Consider the following 18,948-nt stretch of genomic DNA (forward strand, 5'->3'; position numbering starts at 1 on the left):
CATTTTTTTCATTCCTACTATTTATCATACTAAAGCCTGTAGGACAATAGTCTTACCTGGAGTATAGTTGTGGTATATGAGGCTTACATACGATAGGTCTGCGAAGTACATGGTAAGCATTTGGTCGTTCTCTTCATGAAACCAAAAAGAAGGATACGAATTACGCAATGCGTTCGTATCCTTCTTTTAGTGGTTGTAACCAAATCATTATTTCACATACGAAAATAAATAGTAGTTGATAGTCAGTAAACATAAAAGGTTTTTTCCTTTTTTATACAGAATATGACATAGTTATTGTTATTTTTTGCGATTTCCTGTTGGAGGAGTATCACCGTGCATTTTCCTTCCTTTCTTTGTATTGAACGCAATGTTCGCCTGCCGGCAATCTTAGCGATTATTGCCATCTGCTTTTTTCTTTTTTCCATCGATATCCCCTCTTGGGATCTGCAGGAGGAACCTTCCTTACTCCCTGCTATTGAGACGAATCAAAGCGAATTGACGACAAACTGGTATTACCGCTGGGGAGACAGCCCCAGAAATCCAGATGGCACCCTGTCTTGGCTGACCGAACCACCGGGCGGAGCATCCAGCTGGCTGCCGCAGCTTAGTTTTCAACAACCGTTTTTAGTCGGTGACGATCATTTTGTTTGGCTTGCGATATCGTTACCCACTGTTACTTCGGTATCCGATTCCCTCTACCTCCCAGGTATTGACCAGCTTTTTGAAGCCTATGTGCAGGGAGAAAGAATTTATACCTTTGGTAATTTAGATCAAGTCGACGAACGCCGGTTTTTAGGTTGGAGCTGGCACTTACTGCCGTTACATCCTGAGTGGAGCGGTCAGACTTTATTTTTACGAATTTATTCGGAAGATGCAACGATTGGTCTTATCGGCAAACCCTTATTGACTAATGGACAAGCACTGAAATTACAGATATTACAAAAGGATCTCTTTGCCGCCTTTTGTGCCTTTTTCTTCCTGCTTGCTGGCGTCTTATACCTCGCCACGTACTTCTGGGGGCGAAAGCTGGCAGAATACCTGTATTTCAGCCTCTTTGCTATTGCGATGGGCCTGTACACACTAACGCAGACGAAGATTAAGCTGCTCCTATTGCCGCAGCCTTTGTTCTGGACCTACCTAGACTTACTATCGCTGTATAGCTTACCGTTGTGGATAGTAGCCTTTCTCGCCAGCTTACTTAATGCCGGGCGAGAAAACCTCCTCCGCATTCTTTGGCTGATCAATGTACTTTTCTTGAGCGGGGCTATCCTGGCTGACCAGCTTTCTCTCTATCCGCTCATTCGCACAGTCCCTTATTTTAACTACTTAGAGCTCATCACCCTTGCCGGTCTGTTTTACGTAACCGCACAACAGCTTCGGCAAAAAAATCAGGATGTTCGTTTGTTTGCTTTCGGGTTTGGGCTGTTTTTCATTGCCGCTTTCCTCGACGTTGTTGGCAGTATCCACTTTCGATTGCTGCCCTTCAAAGTGGTACATATCGGCATGTTGCTGTTCATGCTAACGCTCATCTTCCTGTTGATGCAGCGTTTTGCCCGCACCCACAGTAAACTGCTCGTATACTCTCACGAATTAGAAATGAAGGAGAATGAATTAATTAAGCATCGTACCCAGCTGGAACAAATGGTCAGTGAACAGACTCAGCAGCTAAGTGAAGCCAAGACCGCCGCCGAAGATGCCAATCGTGCGAAGAGTGAATTCCTTGCAGTCATGACTCATGAATTACGGACGCCGATGAATGGTATTATCGGCATTTCTGAATACTTGCTGGATACAAAATTAGCCTCAGAAGTACGGGAAAAGCTGGAGTTAATTCATTCCTCAGCACAAATGCTGCTGTCGCTCATTAACAATATTTTGGATTATTCCAAACTGGAGGCTGAAAAAACCTATTTAGAAGCGCTCCCTCTGCAAATTGCGAGCGTCATTCGCGATGCCACTACTATTTTAATCCCCCAAAGCAAGAAGAAGGGGCTCCAGCTTACTTGGAACGTAGCCCAAGATGCCAGTCAATGGCTCATTGGCGATCCCTATCGCTTACGGCAGATCCTCTTAAACTTGATTGGCAACGGCATCAAATTCACCCAGCGGGGTGCGGTGTCCGTCGATGTAACCGTTGACGCCCAAACCAGCACTACCCTGACGCTGCGCATTAGCGTGACCGATTCGGGTATTGGCATCAGCCCCGAGCAGCAGCGTCAGTTGTTTTCTTCCTTCACGCAAGCCGACTCCTCCATTTCACGCCATTATGGCGGAACAGGCCTGGGACTCGCCATTTCCCAAAAATTAGTTCACCTAATGGGCGGAGATATTGGTGTTGTCAGTTCGCCCGACAAAGGCTCTACTTTCTGGTTTACCACCACCTTAACGAAGCCGCACGATTCGGTGGTAACCGCCAATGTTCTGACGGATTTTTCCTCCCCGCCAAGCGCGAAGCTGTCCACCAATAAGTTTCATATTCTGGTCGTAGACGACCATGAAATAAACCGGAAATTAACGGTTGCTGTCCTGCACAAAGGCGGCTACCAGGCGACAACCGCGGCCAGCGGTGCAGAGGCGCTCACTGCCTTGGCTGCTGTCCACTATGATGCCGTACTAATGGATGTTCAAATGCCTGGTGTCAGCGGTCTGGATGTAACCAGGGCGATCCGCAGCGGTCAATCGCAGGTGCTAAACCCTGCTATTCCCATCATTGCCATGACGGCGCATATCCTGCCGGCCGATCAAAACAAGTGCTTACTGGCCGGTATGAATGACTATATTCCCAAACCCTTCCACAAAGCTCAGCTTTACCAGGCGATTGAAGCACAATTAGGTGATGCCCAAACAGCCAGCGCTGCTGCAGCTCCATCCTCCATACTGGAAAACCAGTATCTCTCCCTGGATTACAAACAGCTGCTGCAAGCTGTAGACCAGCGTACCGACTTAGCAGCAGAGCTGACCACTGACTTTTTGCAAGACATGGCTCGCAGTCTGCAAAACCTCAGACAAGCACTGGAGTTGAAGGACAGCCTGCGCTTTTTTGATGAGATACACGGCATCAAAAGTATCGCGGCGACAATCGGCGCCAACCACACCTATGAGTTAGCCAAGTATGCAGAAAGTTTATCAGAGCCTCAGGATATCAGCCTTCTATTACGGATAGTGGGCGAATTAGAGCAAGAACTAACGGTATTGCAAGAAATCATCGCATGCACTACGCATACAAAGGAGTAACAGTGTGACCTATCTTCTTCTTATTATTTTCTTCTTTTCTCTACAAAATTTTGCCCATGCGCAGCAGCTCGTCATGGAAGGAGAAGCGACGGCAAAATACGAATCACGTAAATATAAAACTGCTGGCATTCCCGACCCGGAGTTTATGGAAAGAACCCTGCGCCTTACAGTAAGGTCGCCATTATCTGCACAAACCTCACTATTCTTACGCTTAGGTCATCAATCCTATAGCGGTAAACCCATCGATCCTGACAGAACCGCCATTGATCAATACGGCTTCACTTGGAAAGGCGCTACTCAAACGATTACTATCGGCAGCCAGGAAACGTATTTGGGTGCTTATGGCGCCATGTTTGATAATAGCTCGAATCTGGGCGAGGGCATGTTTCGCGGCATTGACATCCGCGGCACCAGCGGTTCTGATCGGTATCATCTTGTCAGCGGTCGGCTTGATTCCCGGCTGTTTGCTGATTCACAAGCCCGCAGCTTTTACGGCGCAGAGTGGGCCCACTACGTAGGCGATACCCGCTTATTAGCAAGTTTCCTCCATATGCCGAATTTGCCAAAAGAAGCTGATAATTTCATAGGATTTAGTATTAATTCACCTGCCGGTAAAGGGGAATGGCTTGCCGAATTTGTGCATTCTTCGGCATCGACTGCCAATCAGGCTCTGCTTGTCGGTGTTAATTATCAGCCTACAAATTATCAGGCCTTAAAGTTGGTTGCAGGGCGGCTGGCTGACAATTCCGTACCCGAAGGAAACTCCACTCTGGGTGGTTACGATAATGGCATTTGTGGCTTCCAGCTCACTGCCATCCAGGCACTGAATCCTGCTAATCGCATTGCGTTAAAATATACTCGCGCCGAAACGATCACAAGCAATATTCCGATCCGAAAAACCGAGCTTGAGTATACCCACTTATTTTAACAGCGGCCTTACTTCCTAGCACCGAAAGGAGTTTTATCGTGACACGTATTTTAATTGCTGATGATAAAGCCGTCAATCGCCGCCTGCTAAAAAGCATGGTTGCGGAAATGGGCATGGATAGTATTGAAGCTCAGGATGGGGAAGAAGCCTGCAACATATTAAAACGTGAAGATGCTCCGCAAATCGTTTTGCTCGACTGGGTTATGCCAAAGCTCAACGGACTTGAGGTTTGTAAGCGTATTGCTCTTGAACGCTCGCAATCACAAAAGTATCGTTATATTATTTTGGTTACCAGTAAGGACAAAGACGGTGAAATCAGCGAAGGCTTTCTGGCCGGAGCTGACGATTATATTACCCGCCCGTTCAATCGCAATGAATTGCGTATGCGCCTGAACGTTGGCGTACGCATTGTCCAAATGCAGCGTGATCTCCTGAAGCTGCTGCACTGGGATCCCCTCACCAATGCGCTTAACCGCCGCGCTGCCTTAGAACGTCTCGATGAAGAAATCAAACGGGCCACACGCAGTCAATCACCGCTGTCGATCGCCATGCTGGATATTGATCACTTTAAACAAATTAATGACACACACGGTCATCTTGTTGGTGATCTGGTATTGAAGGAAGTGGTTACGCGCATTTTTCATGCCCTATCTTCCTATGATTTGATCGGACGTTATGGCGGTGATGAATTTATTCTGCTTTTCCCTAATACGAAACTTGCCGACGCCACTCTCATCTGCAGCCAGATCCAGAATGCCTTTACGCAGGATCCGATTATCTCCGCTGACCTCAAACTGTTTGTTACGGTCAGCATCGGTGTAACCTCGCAAAATGGCGAATCCTATCTTGCCGACACCTTAATCCATCATGCCGATGATGCACTCTATAAGGCGAAGCGCCAAGGCCGCAATCAGGTTTACAAGCTCGCTATGCTGTAGCAGATGAAAAATAAAAAAGCAGTCAGCACACTACTTATTGAGTATGCTGACTGCTTTTTTATATTTAATTTTGTAGTACTTAGTTATTTTTCGCCACTAGTGATACAAAAAAGTGAGACTCGTTCAATTTCCCTGTTTTGCTTTTTCCTTAGCCGCTATTTCGGCCTGGATGGCTTTCTTCATAGCCTCTCGCTCAGCCTCTGCCTTTATTTCCTTTTCGATTTCTGCTCTCATCTTAGCCAGACGCTCCTCTTCGGCCAGCCTATCCCGTTCTGCCTTCTTGGCAATTACCGCTTGCTCATCTACCTGCAGTATTTTCATAGCATGGTAAATCCCTCTATTCAGCCTAGCCTTACTATTAATATCCTTATCCCCAGAATAGAAAAAGTGCTTAATACCACCATTACCACCATCCATGGAAATAGCTACTATCTGACCATGCTGCGATAACTCGTACAAGTCAAAATCATTTAATCGTACACGTCCGTCATAAAGGTGGGCCCACGAGTTAGCAAACATACCATTAATAATTTGTCCTCTGTACTCCCATCCCTGGAGGTTAAAGGTTTTAATAAAGCCATCACTAAAAGCAATATTCATAGTTTTAGGCTCATATCCCCTATCAGGTGCACCTGCCAAATGAGCAATCCAGCGAATGTAAGCAAACGGCTCTTCATTCATATTGGCAATACCGTAATTTATCAATAAATTTATGAAAGTATAATCGCCTACACCCAAGATAGTATTACCCGAGTGTGCCAAACCATTTTTGTTTAAGAGGCTAAAATAACGCTTGATGTTCTTCTGACCATACGCATCCTTTACCTTATCATTAGAAATAAATACTTCCTCACTATTTAGGCCTTGGTATTTTAAGGCCTGTTCGTAGGTCATAGCTGCCTCCGAGGTAGCTGCACCAGCCACCAATAAGCAGCCTAACATTAATCCAGCCAATATCTTTTTCATAGCCAAAAGGGCCAACCCTCCTTCAAAATTTAGATAGCGTCTTTATACCAATTTTCCTCCAGCATAAATACTTATTCCAAAGTTGATTTAGTAATAATTTACCACGAACTGCAAAGTTCCTGCCAATTATTAGAACATACTGAATGGACTCACTTGTTTTTTAATACCACGCTGCCTAACTATCAAAAGCACGCCTCAAAGGTTCTAATCCCTTACCTTGCTTCATATACAAGTAATACCCTTGCTTTTTTTCAAAAAGGCTAATTCGTGCCAAAGAAAGAGGTATTACAGTGAAAGAGATAGTTGCATGCGCCATGTGCAAGCACCCCCAATGCGCCGATCTTTATGAAATCAATATCGCTCAAGCAAGAGCTGCTAACACCACTTTTGATAAAAGGCACCTTTACTTGACCGACTACATCTGCCACCGCTGCGTAAAAACCGCAGAGTACAAAAACAAGTATCTCTTATGCCAACAGGAGCATTGCGTATTACCCGAAAAAACAGAAGTCCGATATAACTAAAGAGAAGAAACGCCTAGTGTAAAGGCGTTTCTTCTTTTTATACCCGCTATCAGGGCACGTTAATTTATATATGCAGCATCTAATGGCTGCCGATCTACTAATCTCTTATAGCTATACTTAGGATAACCAACCATCACTGCGCCAACTATCATTTTGTCTTCTGCAATATTGAACAAATTAGGCAGCGGTGAGTTTTCCATAGCTGCGAAATGCTCAAAGATTCCCGCCCAACAGGTTCCCAGTCCCAATGAAGGGGCAAATAGCTCCAGATAGGTTAAACATGATATGGCGTTATTTCTAGCGAACGGAGAATTCTTGTCGGCAATAGCGATAATTACATGGGGCGCGCCGCGGAAAACGGAATCAAGTCCTTGTTCCCGATAACCTACAATCGCTGCTTCTATTAAATGACGTACAGGGGAATTCTCTGCTATCTGAATTGTGATTTCTGCAGCTTTTTCAATCAGTTGTTTATTCTCTACTACAACATAGGATATACCTTGGCTATTAGCTGCCGTAGGCGCTAGCCTGGCTATATTCACTAATTTTGCTAGAAGTTCTCGTGGGACAGGCTTATTCTGATAGTTTCTTATGGAACGACGAGACCGTAAAAAATGCTCTGCCTGCTGCGGATTTAGCTTAGGGAACTCATGTGCATCCACTTGAAGTGCCAGCGGGGCTTTTGCGTTATCGATTGCAGACGTAGGACAGATAGCAACACAATGCCCACAGCCATTGCAATTGGCACCCACCGCTTCTTCCGGCCCTTTTTCTCCCATCTTTAGTACGTACACCGGACATTCTTCGATACAAAGCCCACACTGAATACAGTTTTCGTTAACCGTTATCAAGCTCATTGTCGTCATCTCCTCAATAAAAATAACCAACAGATGTTGAGTTTTGAACGTTTGTTTATTACAATAGTAGCAACGCTGTTACCTGAAATCAATGAGTAAAACAGCCTAAACTGTTGCTTAATAAACAAAACAGTCCAAAGTGTTCATTTATACCATACTAAGGAGAAAAATTCTTATGGACAGGCGTATTGAAAAATCCCGGCAAGCCATTATGGATGCTTTTACTAAGCTGATGCTGGAAAAAGACTTTGAGAAAATTACGATTAACGAAATTGCCGAACGGGCAAATGTAAACCGGGGAACGGTATATTCTCATTATATAGACATATTTGACTTATTAAATCAATGCATCGAGAACCACTTAAATAAACTATTCGAAAACTGTCAGCCAAGAGGAAATGATAGCACTAATTCCGGTAAAGATTCGCTCTGGAAAACCTTTACCTATTTAGAGCAGCATGCTTTATTCTATTCAAAAATGCTAACCAGTAAAAGTGCCACTGCTTTTAGAAACCGCTTACATGCTTTGATGGTGAAAAGTGTTGAAGAACAGCTTGCTCTGAGCGGTCTCGCTAAAGATGTGAATCAAGAAATTATGGTCCAGTACTTTGCTTCGGCAGCCATCGGTGTCGTCGAATGGTGGGTTACCCATTCCATGCCCTATCCAGCAGAATATATGGCAGAACAATTATTGTCACTGATGGAGCGATATCAAAATAGGCGTGCATAGGTATTAAAAACAGCAAAAAACCGCTTACTGCCCGACAAAGCCAGACAATTCGCGGTTCACAACAAGGCCCCGTCAGCCAGATCATTGCCTGCCAAATACATCTTGCAAATAGTTATCGAGAATACGCAGCGGTTCCTGCAAAGCCTGATTGGGAAACTTGTGAGTTACTTTATAGCATATCCTTGGCGGCACCGGGGCCGGTAATTTCTGAAGGACAAAATCTCCCATCCGCAGCATATGTGCGCCAATAGAGGCGGGGACGATCGTCCATTGTCGTGCATCCTTAAAAAAAGTAGTAATCAGTCCCGCCGTATCCAGGTGAACACGGGAAGGGCACAGCGGGTCCCACCACTGGTCATGCCTGAATTGAAACTCTCTGTTCCAATTGATGAAGACTTCGTGCTGCGCGTCCAATTCTCCCATCTCAACAGCAGCACCAGCTTGCCGCCCCGGCCCAGCCAGACGCAGCAGCACCATTTCTTCCGCAAAAAAAGGTTTAACCGTGACGCTCGGCGACACGATCTCTCGCACTACAAACGCCACATCCATCTCGCGCCGCTCAATACTATCAAAGGCTTCCTGCGTATGCTGCGTACGAATTTGCAGCCGGATCGGCGGGGTATGCTGATTTAGCAAGTCATAGATAGGGGGCAAAACAAAGTGACTAATACTTTCGGCAGCGCTGATTGCCAGGCTCAACTGAGCACCACTGGCCTGTAAGATTTGGGTTTCCCGCCAGAGAGCATCCCATCTTTCCGCAATACTGAAAAAGTTCTCCCCTTTCGGTGTCAGACGGATTTTGGCTGCCCCTTTTCTCCGCTCCACCAACAGGCCACCCATTTCCTGCTCTAGAGTCTTTAGCCGGTAGCTTACAGTAGCTTGTGACAAGTGCAGCAATTCGGCCGCCTTACTTAAACTCTCGGTCCGTACGATAGCCAAGAACGCCTCAATCCCAGGAAAATACATTGGACACCTCACAAAATATAGAAATACTTAATATAGTTTGCAAAATATTTGAGTTTTACAACATTATTCTCTATGTTTAAAATTATCATTACTAGAGACAATGGTCAAATGTATTTTTCGCAGCATAGCAGGAAAGGCGGTTTAGTAATGAAGATTCTCATCGTCGGCTATTTTACTGAGACCTCAAAAGCAACTATTGCAAGGTATTTCCCGGAAGACTGGGACATTGTGATCGTCCCGCCCGGTGAAGAAATGCTGCAGCATATCGAAGACTGTCAGGTACTCATCCCTGAACATGTTAAGGTAGACCACAGCCTGCTTTCCAAAGCAGCAAAGTTAAAATTGGTACAGACGGGTGCAGGCTATGATAATGTCGATATCGCTGCCTGCACCAAGCTCGGCATTTGGGCAGCCAATGCTGCCGGAGTCAATGCCCAGGCAGTGGCCGAGCATGTTATGGCACTGATCCTGTCTTATCATAAAAACATCCCGTTTCTTGATGCTTTCATGAAAAACAAAATCGATCAACATCAATTGAACTATACCGGGAGCGAATTAGCGGGCAAAACGATTGGGATTATCGGTTTTGGTGCCATTGGTAAAAAAGTAGCGGAGTTTTGCCGGGTCTTTGATATGGAGGTGCTGGCTTATGCCAGAACCGCTGTACAAGCTGACGGTTTTGTGCAAATGACGGATTTCGATACGCTTATCAGCACCTCAGACATCGTAAGTGTCCATATACCGCTGAATCAGCAAACCAAGCAGTTAATCAACAAAGCGGTATTCCAAAAAATGAAGCCTACCAGCCTGTTTATCAATACAGCCCGTGGTGGGATTGTCAACGAAAGCGACTTGATTGCTGCCTTAAAAACTGGCGACATTGCCGGCGCATGCCTGGATGTATTTGAAGTTGAACCGCTTCCAGTTGACAGTGAGCTCCGGAATTTGAGAAATGTGATCCTTACTCCCCATACGGCTGGCATGCCTGACGGTCTCAAATTGCATAAAAAAAGATATGATTTCTTTGTGAATAATAGTAAACGGGTAGGAAATGGTAAAGAGCCTGTAAGCAAACTGAATCAAGTATAATCGTTTGGGAGGAGATCATATGATAGAAGGCATTAGTCACGTTACTTTTATTGTTAAGGACCTCGAACTTGCAACCCGATTTTTCAAACAGATCTTTGACGCCGAGGAAGTTTATGCTAGCGGCGATGATACCTTCTCGCTATCAAGAGAGAAGTTCTTCCTGATTGGCGGGCAATGGATTGCCATTATGGAAGGCGAGTCCCTGCCTACCCGCACCTACAACCACACCGCCTTTAAAATACCAGAAGCGGATTTCGAAACCTATCAAGCGCGCATTGAGCAGCTGGGGGTAGATGTTCGCCCACCCCGGCCACGCGTAGAAGGCGAGAGCAGATCCTTGTATTTTTATGACTTTGACAATCACTTGTTTGAACTCCACACCGGGACACTTCCCGAACGTTTAGCAAGATATAAACGGAAGTGACAAAAACGGCAAGGCTCAGATTTCTGAAGCCTTGCCGTTCTTACTGCCTCGCAGTTGAAGTGTTTTTTTGAGGGGCGCCCTATGATTCATTAACATAATTGAGCCGATTACAAGCAAAATGCCGATCCCACTCACTATCCCTACCGGTTCTCTGAAAGCCGCAATACCAATAATCGCGGCAACGATTACTTCAACTGACGCAATGACAGGGACCTTGCTGCTCTCTGTAATTTTTTGCAAACCCTGATAATAAAAAATATAGGCTATTGCAGTTGGTATCAAAGCATAGAAGAATCCTAACAGAAGCACACTCTCGTTCAAAGAGGCCGCTTGTTCCCAGGGATTGATAAAAAAGCCGAGAAAGAAGGCCGCAAATAGATAGCTATATGTGCTGATCACAAAGGCATTGCTTTTTTCTCCAGCCATTTTGCCGATAATTGCCGTCATGCCATAACAGAAGCCCGACGCGATACCACACATTGCCCCGACCAGCGAGAAAACCATGGCATCGAACTTTCCGCCGGTCGCCGTCAACACACAACCGATAATATTAACAAGCATGGCCGTAGATTTTATCCAGGTAATTTTTTCACGAAACCACAGATAAGAAAAGACGGTAGTAAAAACCGGAGCCGTATTCATCAACACGGCACTCACCGTCACCCCCGTCAACGTAACGGCCAGGCTATAAACCACATTGTTGAGGCCATGGCAGATTAGACCTAAAAGTATGCAGAATCCCAGGGTTTTCTTGCTCACACGAAGAGAAGTTACCCCAAACTTGGTGACGGTAACTATCGCGAGAATAAAGAAGGAAAAGGCCATTCGAAGAAAGCTCGTTAAGGCAAACGAGGAACCCTGCTGCTCCATCAACTGGATAAACGGGCCGATACACCCCCACAATACCCCGGCAATAAATACTTGTAAATATCCTTTAAACTCTTCGTTGTGTAGTACTTTCATTAAAAGCTAGTCCTCCAACAGTTCTCCTTACCATATTGTAGGCTAAATGCCTGATAAAGTAAAACCGAAAACGGCAAGGCTCAGATTTCTGAAGCCTTGCCGTTTCTATATCAATTTAGGAAATCCGTGCTACTGCCAGCTGCAGTTTTTCGCCGTTAATATTGACCTCGGTATAGTCACCTTCGGCCTCAAACACAATGTCCACAGCCAGTGTTTCGCTCATGATATATTCTTTATACTGCTGAACAATCGCTTCGAGTAAAGCATTGCCGGCCATATAGACGGTAATTTTGTCGACCACTTCAAAGGAGCTGTCTTTTCTCATGTTTTGCAGCTTGCTGATGATTTCTCTGGCGTAGCCTTCCCTTTTCAGTTCTTCCGAAATGTGGGTATCCAATACTACGCCCACTTCGCCCTCACTGGCAACAGCAAACCCTTCCAGACCATTCATTGTGACCAGGAGATTGTCACTGTTGAGTTCAATCGCGGTTCCTTCGACCTGAATGGTCAGGCTTTGTCCGGCAGATACCTGAAGCGCCAGTTCCATCTGATCGGCTTCAGCAATGGCTTTTTTGATACCTGTCAGCAGCTTGCCGTATGTTTTGCCCAGTACCGGCAGATTGGGTTTGACCGTATAGCTTACATAGTCGGACATATTGGCATTGACCACTACTTCTTTGATATTGAGCTCTTCTTTAATGATGTCGATATAGTAGTCGGCCAGTTCCCTGGTACTGACAAGCATCTTGGGCAGCGGCTGCCGGTTTTTGATATTGGCGAGGTTGCGCGCACTGCGGCCCAGTCCGCAAATCCGGTACGCCAGCTCCATTTCTTTTTCCAGTTTGGCATCAACCTGCGATGCGTCATATTCCGGCCACAGGCATAAATGCACACTTTCCGGCTCGTTGGTATTGAGACCGAATACAAGATTGCGATAAATTTCCTCGGTAATGAACGGCACAAACGGAGCCGCCACAATCACCAGTTTTTTCAATACGGTGTGCAAGGTGACATAGGCATCAATTTTATCCTCGGTCATATCCATGGACCAATATCTGACGCGATTGCGCCGCACATACCAATTGGAAAGTTCATCGGTGAATTCTTCAATCAGCTGCGCCGCACCGGTAATTTTATACGCATGCAGATATTCGTCGACTTTGTTAATCAGGGTATTCAGCTTGGAGATAATCCACCGGTCCATAACATGGCCGCTTTGTCTCCCCTGGTATTTGGCCGGATCAAACTGGTCGATTTCGGCATAGAGCACATAGAAGGAATACACATTCCACAGCGTATTGAGGAATTTGCGCTGCGCTTCAATGACGGCCTCTTCATAAAAACGGGAAGGCAGCCAGGGTGCACTGGCGGTATAGAAGTACCAGCGCAGGGCATCTGCCCCCTGATTATCCAGCACAGTGAACGGACTTAAGACATTGCCTTTGTGTTTCGACATTTTAAGGCCCTGTTTATCGAGTACATGCCCCAGGACCACACAATTTTCAAAAGAGCTCTTACCAAAAACAGCAGTGGAAATGGCCAGCAGGGTATAGAACCAGCCGCGTGTCTGGTCAACAGCCTCGGAGATAAACTGAGCCGGGAAGTTTTGCTCAAACAGTTCCCTGTTCTCAAAGGGATAGTGATATTGGGCAAATGGCATTGACCCCGAATCGTACCAGCAGTCAATTACCTCGCTGACGCGCTGCATCTTGTTACCGCACTGCGCGCAGTTCAGCTGCTGTTTGTCAATATAGGGTTTATGCAGGTCGAGATCATCCGGTACGTTCAAGCCTTTTTCCTGGAGCTCTGCAATACTGCCGATGCATTCCCGGTGTCCGCATTCGCATTCCCAGATCGGCAGTGGTGTACCCCAGTACCGTTCCCGGCTGAGGCCCCAGTCAATTACATTTTCTAAGAAATTGCCGAATCGTCCCTTCTTGATGTTATCCGGATACCAGTTGATTTTGTCGTTGTTTTCTAAAAGCTGCTCCCGGAGAGAGGACATTCTGACAAACCAGGAAACACGGGGATAGTATAGAAGCGGCGTATCGCAGCGCCAGCAGAAGGGATAGGAGTGAAGATATTTCTCCGCTTTCAACAGGACACCGGTTTCTTTTAAGAAAGCCAGTATTTTTTCATCCGCTTTTTTAACGAACATCCCCTGCCAGGGCGTCACTTCTTCCACAAAATTACCTTGTGCATCCACCAGGTTAATGAGCGGCAAGTCATATTTTTGGCCAAGCCGGTTATCATCTTCGCCATAAGCCGGCGCAATATGGACAATGCCGGTACCATCACTTAAGGTAACAAAATCACCATGCACCACATAATAGGCCTTTTTCTCCGGTTGCGCGAAGCAAAACATTGGCTCATATTCCTTGCCCAGCAGCGCTTCCCCTTTGAACTCGCGAACCAGCTCGTATTCACCCTCCAGGATGCTTAACCGCTCTTTCGCCAGGATTACATGCTCTTCCTGATAGATTACTTCCACATAATCATAACTCTGGTTAACAGCCAAGGCCACATTGCTGGGCAGGGTCCAGGGGGTAGTCGTCCAAACAAGAATCGCCGCATTTTCCCCTTTAAGTCTGAACTTGACATAAGCCGAGCTGTCTTTCACGTCCTTATAGCCCTGGGCTACTTCATGCGAAGACAAAGCGGTACCGCAGCGCGGGCAATACGGAACAATTTTGTGGCCTTTATATAGTAAATCTTTATCCCAAAGCTGCTTCAGCGACCACCAAACAGATTCAATATATTCATTATGGTAGGTGACATATGGATTTTCCATGTCAATCCAGAAGGCCACTCGCTCCGACATTTCCTTCCACTGGGTGGCATAGGTAAACACGCTCTCCTTACACTGCTTCACAAAATCTTCTACGCCATACTTTTCAATTTCCGGTTTGCCGGAAATCCCCAGCTTTTTCTCAACTTCCAGTTCAACCGGCAGGCCATGGGTATCCCAGCCTGCTTTTCGCAACACCCGGTAGCCCTTCATGACCTTATACCGTGGAATGAGATCTTTGATTACCCGGGTAACAACGTGACCGATGTGGGGACTGCCATTCGCGGTCGGCGGTCCGTCATAAAACGTAAAATACTCCTTGCCCTCGTTCATCTTAAAGCTCTTGGCGATGATCCCTTCTTTTTCCCACAAAGCCAGTATGGATTTTTCCATCTCGACAAAATTATTTTTAGGACTTACTTTCTTATACATGAACTTGCTCCTCCCTGTTCTTGCATGCTGCAACAAAAAACACTTCGCCCCTCACTCAGGACGAAGTGTTATCTTCGTTAACCACCTTACGATTCTCAGGTACTGCATACCTTATCCTTTAACGCAGGATTACGGATTAACTTACTAAGCTTTCAGCCATCAGCTCTCAGGTGATTTTCTTCCGGCAACTCCCTGCGGGTTCTCAGCACGCCCCGCTCTCTGTATGGTTCTATTCCCGCAATACTCTTCCTGTTCACAGCTTTTTAAAGAAACAATATTAAAATATTACTCGTGATTATACTGCTCCAGCGCCAAAATGTCAAACTGCCCTCGCACGTTATTGGGACATGGGGACAGGTCCCTTGTCCCAGCAGTATTAGTTTACCTGCCCTTAACCAAAACCAGAATTGCCCCGGTAATGAGGATCACTCCCATAAAAGCAGGGGCGGCGTGCCCCAGTGACACATAGATTTGGCCGCCTATTACAGGGCCAATGATTCTTGCCAGCGCCTGAATCGACTGGCTGCCGCCTTGAACCCGGCCTTGTTCACTGGCATCGACAGACTTGGAAAGCATCCCATTGAACGAAGGCCCAAAGATGGAATCACCGAAACCAAATATAAACATTCCAGCGATAAACAGCGGATAAAAAGAGAACAAGGCCGATGCTGCAATCAGAGCATAGCCAATAACCTCTGCCCCCATCCCCAGCATCGCGATCTGTTTGTCACTCAGTTTTACTAACAGCCTGGGCATAATGAGGCCTTGGGAAATGATGTCCTGGATGCCAATGATGGAAAACATCAGGCCAATTAAGGCAGGCTGCCAATGGAAAGTATCCATCGTGAATTGGGAAAACACTGCCTGTAAGGCTCCGTTAGGTATCCAAAGTAAAAACGCTGCAATAAGCAGCCGTTTTAAGTTTTTCAGGGAAAGTACGCTTGCCAGCTGGGTAAAGGGATTCAGTCTTACTAAGGCAATCTCTTTCAGTCTGTTATTCTTAGCAAGGCTCTCAGGCATAAAAAAGTACCCATAAATCACATTCAGCAGCGTAATGCCTGCCCCAAAATACATCGGTACCGCATACCCAAACTTGGCCAGTAACCCGCCGACCGTTGGCCCGATAACGGTGCCTACCCCGACAATGGCACTCATCCAGCCAAAGTACTTTGTCCTTTGCTCTCGCGGGATGATGTCGGCAAAATAGGCGAAAATCGTGCTGATGCTGCCACCGGTTATCCCTTCTATGATACGCCCGGCAAACAGCACCCACAGCGCGCCGCCTATGCCAAAGACCAGATATCCCACTGCCGACCCTAACAGGCATAGCAACAACAAGGGACGGCGTCCATATTTATCGCTTAAAGCGCCAAGTGCGGGAGCCGCAAAAAACACGCACACGGCATAAACAGAGGTTAATAACGTAACCACAATTGCTTGTTCCCCCGGATTGCTTGTATAAGGCTGCACTAAGAAGGGAACGACAGGCGCTATAATACTGAAGCCAATTCCGCAAAGAAATACGGCGATGAGGCCGAATAGCAAAGCGTGTTTATCTACGGTTTGCTCTTTGTTTTGTTCATCGTATAAGTTAGTTGTAGACATAATTTATCCCTTTCTAGGGTTGTAAATTTCACTTCCCAGGAAGCAAAATAATCATAGCATATCTTTACTGCCTTGTCAAAATGCTGTCCATGAAAAAAGCAGCCTGTTCTCAAGTGAGTCAGACTGCTTTTAGAGATATTCCTGTGTACAATTTTATTTTGAACGATTTACATCCCGCTTGCTTATTTCTGCATCCAAATGCCGGCTGTATTTCTCCACAAAGCTGAGCATACTGTCAAATTGTTCGTCGGTTACCTGCTCAAATACGGATTTATCCCGCTCCTGGAATTCTTTGTGGAGTTCTTCATGGATGTTATAAACGGCTTGCCCTTGCTCCGTAAGCTTATAATAGATCTCTTTTTTGTTTTCCGGCTTCTGATAGCTTGCGATAACGCCTTTTTCAATAAGCTTCTTCGTCATTTTACTCATGGCACCGGTGGTCATAAAAAAGGTCTCCGCCAGTTTCGCCACGTTGACATCCGCATTGCTGCCAATATATTCAATACAATGTACTTCAGAAGGCTGATAACCCTTAAGACTGTCTTTCATCTTAAGCCGGTTAAGCCAACTCATCTTATTAAATAGCTCCCGGAAACTCATCATAACCTGTTCTTTTTTATTCACGGTCTGTCCTCCACCCGCTAGTGCAGTTACCCCTTAAGTATACATGAACTCCTGCCCAGTTGACAAAATTGTTGACAGGATTTCTTATACTAAATCGTATTCGCCGGGCTTGGTAATATACGAAACCTTGATTCCTGCAGAACTAACCTTACCTGTTGGTTTTACCGCTATTAGTTTTACAAGCAGTATACTGGTCTATTGCTTTTTCCAATTCTTGTTGCAGATAAAGATAATCAATAAGATGACCTGCTTTTTGGGCTTCTACGATCAGCTCTGTTAATTCCGCAATCTTTTCTGCAATATGCTTTCTGTGAATCATCATTTTGTTTTCACCCCTAGCGTTTGGATAAGCAAGTTACACTCCAGCTCACTATTAACAGTTAGATTTGGGAAAACGTTTACTTTGCTAAAGCTTCCCGATGCCTTCTTGCAAACACCCTCTAAAGCAAGTAAAATTTTAAAGAAAGACCAAGCTTGTTCGCTTTAGCGAATTTATTCCAGTTTAACGAACGCCAAGGTAACAGTCAACATTTTTTCTTGCATATATTTAGATGAAGATAGGTGTGGTTTACTTGAATATTGGTACCGTAATTAAAGACTATCGTTTAAAGAAAGGCTTGACCCTTCAAGCTTTATCTGACTTGAGTTGTGTAAGTAAATCAATGCTGTCCGAGATTGAAAATAATAAAAAAATGCCCTCGATTGATGTGGTTCAACGTATTTCTCATGCTTTAAAAATAAGCCTCTTGGCTCTATTAAGCAACGATAAGCAAAAGACCGCTGCTGTACATACGAAATCAACTGACCACCTAACGTTACAAGATCCACCTGCCGGTCTTTCCTTACAATTCATATCCCCGCACGGAAATATGAACGAGCCAACTGTTTCCTTTGGCAAGATGCTTGCTAACAGCAGTACGAAAGTATATACGCCAACCCCTTTTACGACGTCGAATTACATTTATATTGTCCAGGGGCTATTGAATTTTCGCCTTGGTGAAACGATATACCAGCTAACAACAGGTGATTCTTTTTATTTTACTACCGAAACTGTCCAACAATTATTTACGGGGCCTGAAGAATGTCATTTTTTATCTGTTAGATATTATCCGAGCTACACTTAGCATAAAGCTCTTGGCAGCCAGGCATTCAAATCGCCCAGTAATACAAAAACGGCAAGGCGCAGAAACTCTGAAGCCTTGCCGTATTATCACGCTGTTATTTTTCTGGTTCACCCTGCTGGTCGTCCTGCGTATGGAGCGGTTTCATTGCAGGCTGAAAATTCCCCGGTTGCAAAGAACTATTTTTTGCCAGCTTTGCCTCTCGCTGCTCAATTTTTATCAAAAACAAAGTAACTGCACGGGCTAGCGAAGCTATAAAAAATATAAAAGGAATATGATAGATTGGCTGCCAATTATCCATTTCGGATATTTTATAATGCATAAAAACAGGCAGGAGAATGAAAACATATATGCTTACTGCAATAAAATTCCACAGAGAAAACTGTCGCCAGGTAGTGGTATATTGGAAAATCAGCATATAGTAAACGGGGAGTACCGTTAAATACGGAACAAATAGACAAGGCACGATAGGGAATACTGGGGTAGCACAAAACCAGAGAACAAAATTTACTCCCACCGTCTCATATACAGACGCGCCGACCGTTAATAACGAACCAAATAAAAACAATACACTGATGCGTTTTTTGTCAAAGAGGCTGAAGCATATTAGATAAGATACTGCCACTAACCCGACCATACTCCACCACCGAAGAGAAAAAACATCCTCGGTCAGCCATTTTTCCAACACTAGGCTATGCAATGTGCTTCTGGCTTGGTGAATCATTTCATAATCTACCATAATATCAATTACCCTTCTAT

General features: G+C 45.3%; 17 protein-coding genes. 8 read left to right on the forward strand and 9 right to left on the reverse strand.

The window, feature by feature from the left end; translation table 11 throughout:
- Positions 1-333 precede the first annotated feature (333 nt).
- Genes EV210_RS08895 through EV210_RS08905 form a run of 3 tightly spaced genes read left to right on the forward strand, consistent with a single transcriptional unit; the run spans position 334 to position 5,100 of the window.
- A complete protein-coding gene (locus EV210_RS08895) occupies positions 334-3,234 on the forward strand; it encodes an ATP-binding protein (protein WP_165898841.1) in 2,901 nt (966 codons plus the stop codon).
- A 4-nt stretch (positions 3,235-3,238) separates the two neighbouring features.
- Positions 3,239-4,162 (forward strand): hypothetical protein, encoded by a 924-nt coding sequence (locus EV210_RS08900; RefSeq protein ID WP_132078738.1) that lies wholly within the window; start codon positions 3,239-3,241, stop codon positions 4,160-4,162.
- 38 nt (positions 4,163-4,200) lie between these two features.
- On the forward strand, positions 4,201-5,100 hold the full coding sequence (locus EV210_RS08905; protein WP_132078741.1) for a GGDEF domain-containing response regulator: 900 nt from the start codon (positions 4,201-4,203) through the stop codon (positions 5,098-5,100).
- A gap of 123 nt (positions 5,101-5,223) precedes the next feature.
- On the opposite strand, the gene EV210_RS08910 is transcribed toward EV210_RS08905, so the two are convergent.
- Positions 5,224-6,072, reverse strand: coding sequence for a hypothetical protein (locus EV210_RS08910; RefSeq protein ID WP_132078744.1), 849 nt, complete (start codon positions 6,070-6,072; stop codon positions 5,224-5,226).
- A 284-nt stretch (positions 6,073-6,356) separates the two neighbouring features.
- Here EV210_RS08910 and EV210_RS08915 point away from each other — a divergent pair, with 284 nt between their 5' ends.
- Positions 6,357-6,590: a hypothetical protein gene (locus EV210_RS08915; RefSeq protein ID WP_132078747.1), complete on the forward strand. Its 234-nt coding sequence runs from the start codon at positions 6,357-6,359 to the stop codon at positions 6,588-6,590.
- A gap of 59 nt (positions 6,591-6,649) precedes the next feature.
- Here EV210_RS08915 and EV210_RS08920 read toward each other — a convergent pair whose 3' ends face one another.
- Entirely contained in the window at positions 6,650-7,447 is a 798-nt protein-coding gene (locus EV210_RS08920; RefSeq protein ID WP_132078750.1) for a nitroreductase family protein, read from the reverse strand.
- 175 nt (positions 7,448-7,622) lie between these two features.
- On the opposite strand from EV210_RS08920, the gene EV210_RS08925 reads away from it, so the two are divergent.
- Positions 7,623-8,177 carry a TetR/AcrR family transcriptional regulator gene (locus tag EV210_RS08925; RefSeq protein ID WP_132078753.1) on the forward strand — a complete coding sequence of 185 codons (555 nt, stop codon included), beginning with the start codon at positions 7,623-7,625 and terminating at the stop codon, positions 8,175-8,177.
- An 81-nt stretch (positions 8,178-8,258) separates the two neighbouring features.
- Here the strand turns inward: EV210_RS08925 and EV210_RS08930 are convergent, their stop codons facing one another.
- Positions 8,259-9,143: a LysR family transcriptional regulator gene (locus EV210_RS08930; protein ID WP_132078756.1), complete on the reverse strand. Its 885-nt coding sequence runs from the start codon at positions 9,141-9,143 to the stop codon at positions 8,259-8,261.
- A gap of 147 nt (positions 9,144-9,290) precedes the next feature.
- Between EV210_RS08930 and EV210_RS08935 the strand changes: the two genes are divergently transcribed.
- Both EV210_RS08935 and fosX read left to right on the forward strand, forming a co-directional pair.
- The gene (locus EV210_RS08935) at positions 9,291-10,232 is read left to right on the forward strand and encodes an NAD(P)-dependent oxidoreductase (RefSeq protein ID WP_132078759.1); all 942 of its coding nucleotides are present in this window, start codon (positions 9,291-9,293) and stop codon (positions 10,230-10,232) included.
- A gap of 19 nt (positions 10,233-10,251) precedes the next feature.
- Positions 10,252-10,656, forward strand: a complete 405-nt coding sequence (fosX, locus tag EV210_RS08940; RefSeq protein WP_132078762.1) for a FosX/FosE/FosI family fosfomycin resistance hydrolase — start codon at positions 10,252-10,254, stop codon at positions 10,654-10,656.
- A gap of 15 nt (positions 10,657-10,671) precedes the next feature.
- On the opposite strand, the gene EV210_RS08945 is transcribed toward fosX, so the two are convergent.
- From EV210_RS08945 to EV210_RS22580, 5 genes are all read right to left on the reverse strand, one after another.
- Positions 10,672-11,619, reverse strand: coding sequence for a DMT family transporter (locus EV210_RS08945; protein WP_132078765.1), 948 nt, complete (start codon positions 11,617-11,619; stop codon positions 10,672-10,674).
- Positions 11,620-11,734: 115 nt separating this feature from the next.
- Positions 11,735-14,839 carry an isoleucine--tRNA ligase gene (gene ileS / locus EV210_RS08950; protein WP_132078768.1) on the reverse strand — a complete coding sequence of 1,035 codons (3,105 nt, stop codon included), beginning with the start codon at positions 14,837-14,839 and terminating at the stop codon, positions 11,735-11,737.
- A 381-nt stretch (positions 14,840-15,220) separates the two neighbouring features.
- On the reverse strand, positions 15,221-16,444 hold the full coding sequence (locus EV210_RS08955; RefSeq protein ID WP_132078771.1) for an MFS transporter: 1,224 nt from the start codon (positions 16,442-16,444) through the stop codon (positions 15,221-15,223).
- A gap of 153 nt (positions 16,445-16,597) precedes the next feature.
- Positions 16,598-17,068 carry a MarR family transcriptional regulator gene (locus tag EV210_RS08960; protein WP_132078774.1) on the reverse strand — a complete coding sequence of 157 codons (471 nt, stop codon included), beginning with the start codon at positions 17,066-17,068 and terminating at the stop codon, positions 16,598-16,600.
- 148 nt (positions 17,069-17,216) lie between these two features.
- The gene (locus EV210_RS22580) at positions 17,217-17,390 is read right to left on the reverse strand and encodes a hypothetical protein (protein WP_165898842.1); all 174 of its coding nucleotides are present in this window, start codon (positions 17,388-17,390) and stop codon (positions 17,217-17,219) included.
- A 250-nt stretch (positions 17,391-17,640) separates the two neighbouring features.
- Here EV210_RS22580 and EV210_RS08965 point away from each other — a divergent pair, with 250 nt between their 5' ends.
- Positions 17,641-18,192: an XRE family transcriptional regulator gene (locus EV210_RS08965; RefSeq protein WP_165898843.1), complete on the forward strand. Its 552-nt coding sequence runs from the start codon at positions 17,641-17,643 to the stop codon at positions 18,190-18,192.
- A gap of 94 nt (positions 18,193-18,286) precedes the next feature.
- Here EV210_RS08965 and EV210_RS08970 read toward each other — a convergent pair whose 3' ends face one another.
- Positions 18,287-18,928 (reverse strand): hypothetical protein, encoded by a 642-nt coding sequence (locus EV210_RS08970; RefSeq protein ID WP_132078780.1) that lies wholly within the window; start codon positions 18,926-18,928, stop codon positions 18,287-18,289.
- Between the last annotated feature and the right edge of the window lie 20 nt (positions 18,929-18,948).

It is taken from the genome of Anaerospora hongkongensis, from assembly GCF_004339805.1.
Lineage (GTDB): Bacteria > Bacillota > Negativicutes > Sporomusales > DSM-15969 > Anaerospora > Anaerospora hongkongensis.

Excerpts from the sequence above, each read along its gene's own strand:
- EV210_RS08920 (WP_132078750.1), bottom strand. The coding sequence starts at position 7,447 with ATGAGCTTGATAACGGTTAACGAAAACTGTATTCAGTGTGGGCTTTGT.
- EV210_RS08925 (WP_132078753.1), top strand. The coding sequence starts at position 7,623 with ATGGACAGGCGTATTGAAAAATCCCGGCAAGCCATTATGGATGCTTTT.
- EV210_RS08930 (WP_132078756.1), bottom strand. The coding sequence starts at position 9,143 with ATGTATTTTCCTGGGATTGAGGCGTTCTTGGCTATCGTACGGACCGAG.
- EV210_RS08935 (WP_132078759.1), top strand. The coding sequence starts at position 9,291 with ATGAAGATTCTCATCGTCGGCTATTTTACTGAGACCTCAAAAGCAACT.
- fosX (WP_132078762.1), top strand. The coding sequence starts at position 10,252 with ATGATAGAAGGCATTAGTCACGTTACTTTTATTGTTAAGGACCTCGAA.
- EV210_RS08945 (WP_132078765.1), bottom strand. The coding sequence starts at position 11,619 with ATGAAAGTACTACACAACGAAGAGTTTAAAGGATATTTACAAGTATTT.
- ileS (WP_132078768.1), bottom strand. The coding sequence starts at position 14,839 with ATGTATAAGAAAGTAAGTCCTAAAAATAATTTTGTCGAGATGGAAAAA.
- EV210_RS08955 (WP_132078771.1), bottom strand. The coding sequence starts at position 16,444 with ATGTCTACAACTAACTTATACGATGAACAAAACAAAGAGCAAACCGTA.
- EV210_RS22580 (WP_165898842.1), bottom strand. The coding sequence starts at position 17,390 with ATGATGATTCACAGAAAGCATATTGCAGAAAAGATTGCGGAATTAACA.
- EV210_RS08970 (WP_132078780.1), bottom strand. The coding sequence starts at position 18,928 with ATGGTAGATTATGAAATGATTCACCAAGCCAGAAGCACATTGCATAGC.